The organism is Variovorax cryoconiti, from assembly GCF_051216395.1.
Taxonomy (GTDB): Bacteria; Pseudomonadota; Gammaproteobacteria; order Burkholderiales; family Burkholderiaceae_C; genus Variovorax.
Genome location: NZ_JBPJZI010000003.1, coordinates 165,844 through 176,119, shown reverse-complemented (window position 1 = coordinate 176,119; position 10,276 = coordinate 165,844). Strand labels below are relative to the sequence as shown.

Sequence of the window (10,276 nt, the reverse complement as noted above, 5' to 3'; positions counted from 1 at the left end):
CTGCACAGCGCGATCCTCAATGAACGACACGGCGACTCACCCTTCACGGCTGCTCAAGATCACCGCTGTCTCGGCGAAGTGGCTGCTCGGTGTGCTGATCGCTGCGTGGCTCTTGTTCGCGGTGTCGGTGGTGGTCCTACACGGCTGGATTGTGCCGCGAATCGGCGAGTACCGCGGCTTCGTCGAAGCACAAGCCAGCCGGATCATCGGGGTACCGGTGCAGATCGGCGCCATCGGTGCGAAATCTGGCACCCTGTTCCCCACCTTCGAGTTGAACGACGTGGTCGTGCGCGACGCCAGCGGGCGCGAGGCGCTGCGTCTGGCACGCGTGGTCGCGAGCGTGTCGCCGCGTTCGCTGTGGCGTCTGAGCTTCGTGCAGCTCTACATCCAGAACCCGCAGCTCGACGTGCGGCTCGACGCGCTGGGCAAGCTGCACGTGGCCGGGCTCGACATGTCGGGCGACACCGGCGGCAGCGACACCCATGCCGCCGACTGGTTCTTCGGCCAGCGCGAGTTCGTCATCGAAGGCGGCACGGTGCGCTGGACCGACGAGCGCCGCCGCGCCGAGCCGCTGCTGCTGACCGATGTGCGCTTCATCGCCCGCAACGGCAGCCGCCGCCACGCGATGCGTCTGGACGCCACACCGCCTGCCGGCTGGGGCGACCGCTTCACCCTGCGTGGCGAATTCCGCCAGCCGCTCCTGTCGGTGCGCCGCGGCAACTGGCAGCGCTGGGCCGGCCAGCTGTACGCCGAGCTGCCGCACATCGACGTGCGCCGGCTCGGCAACTACGTGTCGCTCGACGCGCGCATCCGCGACGGCCGCGGCGGCCTGCGCGCCTGGGCCGACGTGCGCGACGGACAGGTCGTGGGCGGCGCGGTCGACCTGGCGCTCGACCGCATCGACGCCTCGCTCGACGCCGCCCTCGAGCCGCTGGTGCTGCGCGCGGTCACGGGCCGCGTGGCGGGCCAGGTGAAGGACCAGACCCTCGAGTTCTCAACGACGGCACTGCAGTTCGACACCGCCGACGGTCTGCGCTGGCCCGGCGGCAACCTGTGGTTTCAGCACACCCCCGTTCAGGGCCGCACGCCCGAGCGCGGTGCCTTCCGCGCCGACCGGCTCGACCTGGCCGCGCTGAGCCTGATCGCCGCACGCCTGCCGCTGGGCGACACCACGCACCGCGTGCTCGCCGCCTACGCGCCGCGCGGCGTGGTCGAGCACATCGATGCCAGCTGGCAGGGTGCCCTCGGCGACCCGCACCAGTACAAGGCCCGCGGCAGCGTCAGCGCCTTGAGCCTGGCCTCGCAACCCGCGCCGGCGCCACACACCGGAACGCCCGGCCTGAGCGGCGCCGCCATCAGCTTCGACGCCACCCAGGACGGCGGCAAGGCCACGCTGGCCATCGCGCAGGGCGCGCTCGACTTCCCGGGCGTGTTCGAGGAACCGCGCATTCCCATCGACCAGCTCTCGGCCCAGCTCCAGTGGAAGCGCGACGGCGACAAGGCCCAGTTGCAGGTGAGCGAGCTGCGCTTCGAGAACGCCGACGCCGCCGGCGAAGCCCGCGCCACCTGGCGCACCAGCGACCCGGCCACCTCGCGCAGCAAGTCGCGCTACCCCGGCGTGCTCGACCTGCAGGGCCAGCTCACCCGTGCCAACGGGACCCGCGTGCACCGCTACCTGCCGCTGGAAATTCCGAAGCACACGCGCAGCTACGTGCAGGAAAGCGTGACCAGGGGCGTGGCCAGCACGGTCGATTTCCGGGTGCGTGGCGACCTGCACGACGTGCCCTTCCCGGACCCGCGCGACGGCGACTTCCGCATCGCCGCCAAGGTGAGCGACGTGAACTACGCCTATGCGCCGCCGTCCCTGGCCACGGCGGGCAAGACGCTGGCGTGGCCGGCGCTCACCGGCGTGTCGGGCGACCTGATCTTCGAGCGCAACGGCATGCGGGTGCGCAACGCGCGGGGTCGCATCGTGGGCGCACCGGGCATCGAGGTGACGAAGGCCGACGTCCAGATCGAGGACATGGCGCACCCGGCACCGATGCTCGGGGTCGACGCGCAGGCGCGCGGGCCGCTGGGCGAGCTGCTCAAGGCCGGTGCGCCGCTGACCGGCGAGGTGGCCGCCTCGGTCGCCGCGATCCGCGCCACCGGGAACGCCGACTACCAGCTCAAGCTCGACCTGCCGCTGGAGAACATGGACAAGACCAAGGTTCAGGCCAGCGTGGTGCTCGGCGGCAACGACCTGCAGCTGGCGCCCGACGCGCCGGTCGTCGGCCAGGCCCGCGGCAGCTTGAGCTTCACCGAAAGCGGCTTCCAGTTGAATGGCGTGCAGGGGCGCATCGCCGGCGGCGACACCCGCGTCGAAGGCCGCGGCCGCTATGCCACCGGCGCGTCGTCCGAGATGAGCTTCCGCGCGCAGGGCAGCATCACGGCCGAAGGGCTGCGCGCCACCCGCGAGATCGACTGGCTGCCGCGTCTGGCGGCCAAGGCCAGCGGCGGCACGGCCTACGCCGCGACGCTGTCGGTGCGCGACGGCACGCCCGAGTTTTCCATCTCCAGCAACCTGCAAGGACTGGGACTCGACCTGCCTGCACCGCTGTCCAAGCCCGCCGATGCGTCGCTGCCGCTGCTGGTCGAGAAGAAGGTGGTGCTGCGCGAAGCCCGTGCGGGCGCGCCGCCCTTTTTGCACGACCGCATTTCGGTCGAACTCGGCAACGTCGCCTCGGCCTTCTACGTGCGCGACCTGGGGGGCGCCGAGGCGCGGGTGCTGCAAGGCGCGATCGGCGTGGGCATGCCGGCCGGCGAGACGCCCGCCGCACCGACGCGCGGCGTGCAGGCCACCTTCCACCTGGACGACTTCAATCTGCCCGCCTGGCAATCGCTCGTCGGCGAAGCGACGGGGAGCGCTGTCAACGCCGGGGACAGCGTCGGCAACGGCGCCGAGCCCTCGCCCTACCTGCCGACCGCCATCGCGGTGCGCGCGCGGGCACTGGACATCGGCGGCGGGCGCACGCTGCACGACGTGGTGCTGGGTGGCTCGCGCGACGGCGCCCTGTGGCGCGCCAACGTCGACGCCTCCGAGCTGAGCGGCTACATGGAATACCGCCAGGCGCAGGACGGCCGCATCTATGCGCGGCTGTCGCGGTTGAAGATCGCGGCCAGCGAGGCGAAGAACGTCGAGTCGCTGCTCGACGAACAGCCGGGCACCTTGCCCGCGCTCGACATCGTGGTGGACGACTTCGAACTGCTCGGCCGGCACCTGGGCCGTGCCGAGATCGTTGCGGTCAACCGCGGCGGTGCGCAGCGCGAGTGGCGGCTCAACAAGCTCGCCTTCACGATGCCCGAGGCCAGCTTCACCGCGCAAGGCAGCTGGTCGGGCACCGAGGCTGCGCAGCGCCGCACGGCGATGGACTTCACGCTCGACGTCACCGATGCCGGCGCGCTGCTGGGCCGCTTCAACATGAAGGACGTGATCCGCCGCGGGCGCGGGCGGCTCGAAGGCTCGGTCGACTGGCGCGGCTCGCCGCTGTCGCTCGACTACCCGAGCCTCAACGGCCAGGTGCACCTCGACGTGGCGACCGGGCAGTTCCTCAAGGCCGACCCGGGCCTGGCCAAGCTGCTGGGTGTGCTGAGTCTGCAGGCGTTGCCACGGCGGCTCACGCTCGACTTCCGCGACATCTTCAGCGAGGGCTTCGCCTTCGACTTCGTCCGCGGCGACGCCAAGATCGCCAACGGCGTGGCCAGCACCAACAACCTGCAGATGAAGGGCGTGAACGCCGCGGTGCTGATGGACGGCTCGGCCGACATCGCCCACGAGACGCAGAACCTGCGCGTGGTGGTCGTGCCCGAGATCAGCGCCGGCACCGCCGCGCTGGTGGCCACCGCCATCAACCCGCTGATCGGCCTGAGCACCTTCCTCGCGCAGGCGCTTCTGAGCAAGCCGCTGGCGGCCGCGGCCACGCAGGAATTTCAGATCGAGGGCACGTGGACCGACCCGAAGATCACCAAGGTGCCGCGCCGCGCGCTGCCGGCCGCGCGCGATGCGCTGGCCAAGGAGATCACGCCATGAAAGTCGCTGCCCTGCAGATGGTCTCGGCCATCGACCGCGAGACCAACCTCGCGCGCGCCCACGCGCTGCTGGCCGAAGCCGCGGCGGCCGGTGCCGAGCTGGCGGTGCTGCCCGAGTACTTCTGCATCATGGGCGCGAAGGACACCGACAAGCTCGCCCTGCGCGAGAAGCAGGGCAACGGCGTGGTGCAGCGCTTCCTGGCCGAGGCGGCGCGCGAATTCGGGTTGTGGATCGTCGGCGGAACGCTGCCGCTCGAGGCCGGCGACGACCAGCACGTCTTCAACAGCTCGCTGGTCTATGCGCCGTCGGGCGATGGCGTCGCGCGCTACGACAAGATCCATCTCTTCTTCTTCGACAACGGCCGCGAGCGTTTCGACGAGCGCCGCGTCATCGTGCCCGGCAGCGAGCCGGTGCACTTCGACCTGCCTTCGCGCGACGGCCATTCGTGGCGCATCGGGCTGTCGGTCTGCTACGACCTGCGCTTCCCCGAGCTGTACCGCACGCTGTCCAGGCAGGGGGCCGACCTGCTGCTGGTGCCCAGCGCCTTCACCCACACCACCGGCGCCGCGCACTGGGAGCTGCTGCTGCGCGCGCGTGCGGTCGAGAACCTCGCCTGGGTCGTGGCGCCGGCACAGGGCGGCCTGCACGAGAACGGCCGCCAGACCTGGGGCCAGTCGATGATCGTCGACCCCTGGGGCACGGTCGTCGCGCAGCAGGCGACGGGCGAAGGCGTGGTGCTGTTCGACATCGACGCAGAGCGCACGGCCGCGTCGCGCGCACAGCTGCCGGCACTGTCGCACGCCGTGCTCTAGCCGACCCTAAGACGTGTCCGCACCGCCCTTCGACTCACCCGGCTCGGCCCCGTCGCGCGAGAACCTCGCCACGCGGCTGGCGATCCGCGTCGGCGGGCAGGCCTTTTTGAGTCTGCGCTCGGTCTGGCAGCGCTGGTTTCTGTGGGTGCTGCTGGCGGTGCTGGTGTCTGCCCTGCTGGTCACCGTCGTGTGGCTGGCGGGCCGGCACGAAGCCGAGCAGGTGCAGGCCGCGCTCGACCGCGACACGGCCGACGCCGCCGCCGACCTGCGGACCGGCCTGCAGCGCAACGTGCAGAGCCTGCACGCGCTGCAGTCCCCGGGGCTCGACCCCGAACGCTGGGCCACCGAGTCGACGGCACTGATGCGCGGACACCGCGAGTGGCTGCGCCTCGAATGGCGCGACCGCACGCTGCGCACGGTGGCGGCCGTCGACACGCCCTACCGCGTGCGCCACTTCGACGACGACAGCCGTCGCAGCGCGCAGTCCGACGTCGCGCTGGCCTGCGCTTCGGCCCGCAAGACCGATGGCGCCGCCTATTCGCCAAGCCACTACGTCGCGTTGCCCGACAGCGGCGGCATCGAGGTGATGGAGCTGTGCCTGCCGACCGAAGGCGGCGACTACCTGATCGCCACGTACACGCTGCGCGACGTGCTGATCGAGCTGGTCGCACCGACGCTGCGGCGGGGCCAGGAGGTGTCGCTGACCGAGCCCGACGGCACGCGGCTCGCATCGGTCGGCACCGCGCGGCGCAGCGGCAGCCGCGTGTTCAGCACGCAGCAGCTGATCGACCTGCCCGGCGCGGCACTGGTGCTGCGCGTCGACGGCTGGCGTGCGGCGCCGGACGTGTTCCCCAACCTCTTGACCGGCCTGGTCACGGCCATCTCGATCGCGCTGGTGTCGGTGCTGGTGCTGCTTGCGCGCGACACGCGGCGCCGGCTGCGCGCCGAAAACGAACTGGCCGACGCGCTGGCCTTTCGCAAGGCGATGGAGGACTCGGTCATCACCGGCCTGCGCGCGCGCGACCTGCAAGGCCGCATCACCTACGTCAACCCCGCCTTCTGCGAAATGGTCGGCTTCAGCGCCGAGGCGCTGATCCAGGCCGGCACCGGCGAAGCACCCTACTGGCCGACCGAACTGGCGCACGAATACCAGAAGCGCCAGACGCTGCGGCTGGCCGGCGGCATGCCACCGCGCGAAGGCTTCGAGTCGGTCTTCATGCACAAGGACGGCTCGCGCTTCCCGGTGCTCATCTTCGAAGCGCCGCTGATCAACGCGCACGGCGTGCAGACCGGATGGATGAGCGCCTTCATCGACGTGAGCGAGCAGCGCCGCGTCGAAGAGCTCTCGCGCGCCACGCAGGAGCGACTGCAGGCCAGCGCCCGGCTGGCCACCGTCGGCGAGATGGCCTCGCTGCTGAGCCACGAGCTGACGCAGCCGCTGGCCGCCATCGCCAGCTACGCGAGCGGCTCGCTGAACCTGCTGCAGGGTGCGATGGGCGACGGCGCCGAGGTGGCCATGGCGGTGCGGCGCATCGCCGAACAGGCCGACCGCGCCGGCCAGGTGATCCGCAGCGTGCACGACTTCGTGCGGCGACGCGACCGCACCCGCGAGCCGGTGGCGCCGCAAGCGCTGATCGACGCGGTGCTGCCGCTGGTACGGCTGCAGGCGCGCAAGCTCGGGGTGCGCATCGACCTGGTGCTGGCCGACGCGCTGCCCACCGTGCTGTGCGACCGCACGCTGGTCGAGCAGGTGCTGCTCAACCTGGCCCGCAACGCGATGCAGGCGATGGACATGCCGGAGCTGCGCGAGCGCGTGCTGACGCTGCGCGTGGCGCGCGCCGGCCGCATTGGCGCACCCGATGCACCGGCCGACCTGCGCCGGTGGCTCGAGTTCTCCGTGGCCGACATCGGCAGCGGCATCGCCCCGGAAGTGGCCGAGCGCCTGTTCACGCCCTTCTTCACCACCCGCGCCGATGGCATGGGCCTCGGCCTGAGCCTGTGCCGCACCGTGGTCGAGCAGCACGGCGGCGTGTTGATGCATGAGCCTCACCAACCGCGCGGCACCATCTTCCGCTTCACCTTACCGATCGCCTGAACGCCCCATGCAACCCCTCATCGACGGCCTGATCTTCATCGTGGACGACGACGCCAGCGTGCGCGAGGCGCTGGCCTGGCTGCTGCGTTCACGCCGCCTGGCCAGCGAGCATTTCGCCAGCGCCGATGCGTTCGAGGCCTACCTCGACAGCCAGTCGCTGCCGCCGCAACCGCACGTCCTGCTGCTGGACGTGCGCATGCCCGGCACCAGCGGGCTGGTGCTGTTCGACCGGCTGGCCGAACGGGGCCTGCTGGACAGCATGCCGGTGATCTTCCTCACCGGCCATGCGGACGTGCCGACCGCCGTCGATGCCGTCAAGCGCGGGGCCTTCGATTTTTGTGAGAAGCCGTTTTCGGACAACGCGCTGGTCGACCGCATCGAGAAGGCCCTGGGCGCGTCGCTGCGTGCCGTCGAGGCGCAAGCCACGCGCGCCGCCCTGCGCGCGCACATCGACGAACTCACCGAACGGGAGCGCGACGTGATGCGGCTGGTGGTCGAGGGCTTGCCGAACAAGCTGATCGCCGATCAGCTGGCCATCAGCGTGCGCACGGTGGAGGTCCACCGCGCGCGCGTGTTCGAGAAGATGGCCGTCAAGTCGGCCGTGGAACTGGCCAACCTGCTCAGAGGGCTCTGAGCGCGATCAGCCTTGCGGGCGCTCGCCGACGTAGATCTCGACGCGGCGATTCTGGGCACGGCCGGCATCGCTGTTGTTGTCGGCGACCGGTTCGCGCGAGCCGCGGCCTTCGATGCGGAAGGCCGTCGACGGCACGCCGCGGGCGATCAGGTAGTCCCGTGTACTGGCGGCGCGGTCCACCGACAGCGGGTTGTTGATGGCATCGGAGCCGGTGCTGTCGGTGTGGCCGATGATGCGCACTTCGGCGTTCGGGTTGTTGCGCAGGCCGTTGGCGAACTGGTTGAGGACCGGCGCGAAGTTCCCCTTGATGGCCGAGCGGCCGGTGTCGAAGGACACGTCGCTCGGGATCGCCAGCTTCAGCTCGTTGTTGGCGGTCTGGGTCACGCCGATGCCGGTGCCGCGGGTGGCGGCTTCCATTTCGCGCTTCTGGTTTTCCATGCGCTGCGACCACAGGTAGCCACCCAGTGCGCCCACGCCGGCGCCGATCACGGCACCGGTGCCGGCCCGGCCGCCCGTCATGGCGCCGATGGCCGCGCCGCCCAGCGCACCCGCGCCGGCGCCGATGCCGGTGTTGCGTTGCGTGTCGGTCATGCCGCCGGCGCAGCCGGTGAGGAGGACGGCCAAAGCGGCGGTGGAGAGGACGATTTTTTTCATGGGGTTTCCCTTCGATCGATGAGTACTACACCGCAACGGCGCGTTGGCGCCATGGCTGCGGAACGTGGTCGGATTATGGTCATTGACCGCCCGGTTCGCGACCGGCGACCCCACCCGTCGCATCATCATGAGGAACGAACACTCCCTTCGAATGCCTCGTCGCAGCAGCGTTTATTGCTCCTGAAAAAGGAGCAATCCATCTGTTACCCCACGATACCTTGAGCCATCGCCCGACAGGGAAAACGTGACATTCAACCGCGCGGTCCCCCGTCGTCCGGGCCGTCCCGGGTGTGCGGCTCGTCGATCTCGCCGCCCTTGCGTCCCGAGAACATGGTCCACCACACGATGAACACCAGCAGCACGAGCGCGCCGAACGCTTCAAGGAGAATCAGGCCCATGACACAAGGACTCCGGAGGCTGGTTGGGTTGGCGATCGTAGCAATGCTGGCCGCCTGCTCGACCGGCACACGCCTGCCGCCCGCACCAGCGACGCCACCCACGAACGCTCAACCACCGACATTGGGTCCGCTGACCGGCCCGCTCACCCATCCGAAGAGCCGCTGGGTGCCGGTGGCGTGGTCCGAACTGCCGGGCTTCGCCGACGACGAACTGCACGAGGGCTGGGACGCGATGGTGAGCAACTGCGCTCGCCCCAATGCCGCCTTCGCGCCGCTGTGTCCGGAGGTGCGGCGCCTGGCCATCGCCGAGCCGGACGCGCAGCGCCAGTGGATGACCGAGCGGCTGCAGCCCTACCGCGTGGAGTCGCTCACCGGCCAGAGCGACGGCCAGCTCACCAGCTACTACGAGCCGATCTACGACGCCACGCGCCAGCCGACGGCGCAGTTCAACGTGCCGCTGTACGCGCCGCCCGCCGGCCTGGTGCCGCGCCGCCCCTGGTACACGCGCCAGCAGATCGAGACGATGCCCGAGGCGCAGGCCGCGCTGCGCGGCCGCGAGATCGCCTGGATGGCCGACCCGGTCGACGCGATGATGCTGCACATCCAGGGCTCGGGGCGCCTGCGCATCACCGAGGCCGACGGCAGCCAGCGCACCGTGCGCGCGGCCTTCGCCGCCACCAACGAGCAGCCCTACCGCAGCATCCAGCAGTGGCTGGTCAGCCAGGGCGCGACGCGCGTGAGCCGCTGGCCCGACGACACCAAGGCCTGGGTCGCCCAGAACCCGCAGCGGGTGCCGCAGCTCATGTGGAGCAACCCGCGCTACGTGTTCTTCCGCGAAGAGGCGCTCACCGAGGTCGACGCCGCCTTCGGCCCGCGCGGCGCCCAGGGCGTGCCGCTGACGGCCGGGCGATCGATCGCGGTCGACCGCGAGAGCATCCCGTACGGCACCCCCGTCTGGCTGGCCTCGCCGGGGCCGACGGTGGCGCTGCAGAAGCTGGTGGTGGCGCAGGACACCGGCAGCGCCATCCTCGGCGCGGTGCGGGCCGACTACTTCGCGGGAACCGGGCCGGAGGCTGGAAGGCTGGCCGCGACGGTGAACCAGACCTTAAGGCTGTGGGCCTTTTGGCCTAAATAGTTTCCCTAGTTGACAACTTTTGCACTAACTTTTTCACAAGTGTTGCAGAATATGGCCGGGGTCCGCGCATGATGGCGTTGACCATCAAAACCCCCGCCTCCATGACCTTTTCCACCTTTCTGGTGATCTTCGCCGGTGTCCTGTTGAACTCCGGTGCCCAATTGATGTTGAAGGCCGGCGCCAGGACCTTGCAGGGCATGTCCCTGACCAGCGGCAGTTCGGTGCTGAACGCCGCGATGCAGGCCGCCCAGCACCCCTGGATCCTGGCCGGGCTGTGCTGCTACTTCCTCAGTGCAGGGTTGTGGATCGTGGCGCTCACGCGCGTGGATGTGACCGTGGCCTACCCCCTGCTGTCCATGGGCTATGTCATCGCAGCGGTTCTGGCCTGGCAGATCTTCGGCGAGGCGCTGACGCCCGGCCGGATCGCCGGCATCGCGATCATCCTGGTCGGTGTCGTCGTTCTCAGCCGGGCCTGATCC

General features: G+C 70.4%; 8 protein-coding genes. 6 read left to right on the top strand and 2 right to left on the bottom strand.

The window, feature by feature from the left end; all coding sequences use genetic code 11:
- The first annotated feature begins 19 nt into the window (after nucleotides 1-19).
- The 4 genes from ACSFA2_RS09925 to ACSFA2_RS09910 all read left to right on the top strand — a co-directional run bounded on the left by ACSFA2_RS09925 (nucleotide 20) and on the right by ACSFA2_RS09910 (nucleotide 7,610).
- Nucleotides 20-4,069, top strand: a complete 4,050-nt coding sequence (locus tag ACSFA2_RS09925) for a YhdP family protein (RefSeq protein ID WP_435455161.1) — start codon at nucleotides 20-22, stop codon at nucleotides 4,067-4,069.
- Nucleotides 4,066-4,881 (top strand): carbon-nitrogen hydrolase family protein, encoded by an 816-nt coding sequence (locus ACSFA2_RS09920; protein WP_435455160.1) that lies wholly within the window; start codon nucleotides 4,066-4,068, stop codon nucleotides 4,879-4,881. The genes ACSFA2_RS09925 and ACSFA2_RS09920 overlap by 4 nt, the downstream gene beginning before the upstream one ends.
- A gap of 76 nt (nucleotides 4,882-4,957) precedes the next feature.
- Nucleotides 4,958-6,976, top strand: coding sequence for a two-component system sensor histidine kinase NtrB (locus ACSFA2_RS09915; protein ID WP_435455498.1), 2,019 nt, complete (start codon nucleotides 4,958-4,960; stop codon nucleotides 6,974-6,976).
- Nucleotides 6,977-6,983: 7 nt separating this feature from the next.
- Nucleotides 6,984-7,610, top strand: coding sequence for a response regulator transcription factor (locus ACSFA2_RS09910; RefSeq protein ID WP_435455159.1), 627 nt, complete (start codon nucleotides 6,984-6,986; stop codon nucleotides 7,608-7,610).
- Between the two features lie 6 nt (nucleotides 7,611-7,616).
- Here ACSFA2_RS09910 and ACSFA2_RS09905 read toward each other — a convergent pair whose 3' ends face one another.
- Entirely contained in the window at nucleotides 7,617-8,264 is a 648-nt protein-coding gene (locus ACSFA2_RS09905) for a YiaD family glycine zipper/OmpA-like lipoprotein (RefSeq protein WP_435455158.1), read from the bottom strand.
- A gap of 251 nt (nucleotides 8,265-8,515) precedes the next feature.
- Nucleotides 8,516-8,662 carry a hypothetical protein gene (locus tag ACSFA2_RS09900; RefSeq protein WP_435455157.1) on the bottom strand — a complete coding sequence of 49 codons (147 nt, stop codon included), beginning with the start codon at nucleotides 8,660-8,662 and terminating at the stop codon, nucleotides 8,516-8,518.
- Here ACSFA2_RS09900 and mltA point away from each other — a divergent pair.
- Both mltA and ACSFA2_RS09890 read left to right on the top strand, forming a co-directional pair.
- The gene (gene mltA, locus ACSFA2_RS09895) at nucleotides 8,661-9,797 is read left to right on the top strand and encodes a murein transglycosylase A (RefSeq protein WP_435455156.1); all 1,137 of its coding nucleotides are present in this window, start codon (nucleotides 8,661-8,663) and stop codon (nucleotides 9,795-9,797) included. The two genes, ACSFA2_RS09900 and mltA, sit on opposite strands and share 2 nt — an antisense overlap.
- A gap of 101 nt (nucleotides 9,798-9,898) precedes the next feature.
- On the top strand, nucleotides 9,899-10,273 hold the full coding sequence (locus tag ACSFA2_RS09890) for a DMT family transporter (protein WP_435455497.1): 375 nt from the start codon (nucleotides 9,899-9,901) through the stop codon (nucleotides 10,271-10,273).
- Nucleotides 10,274-10,276: the final 3 nt, after the last annotated feature.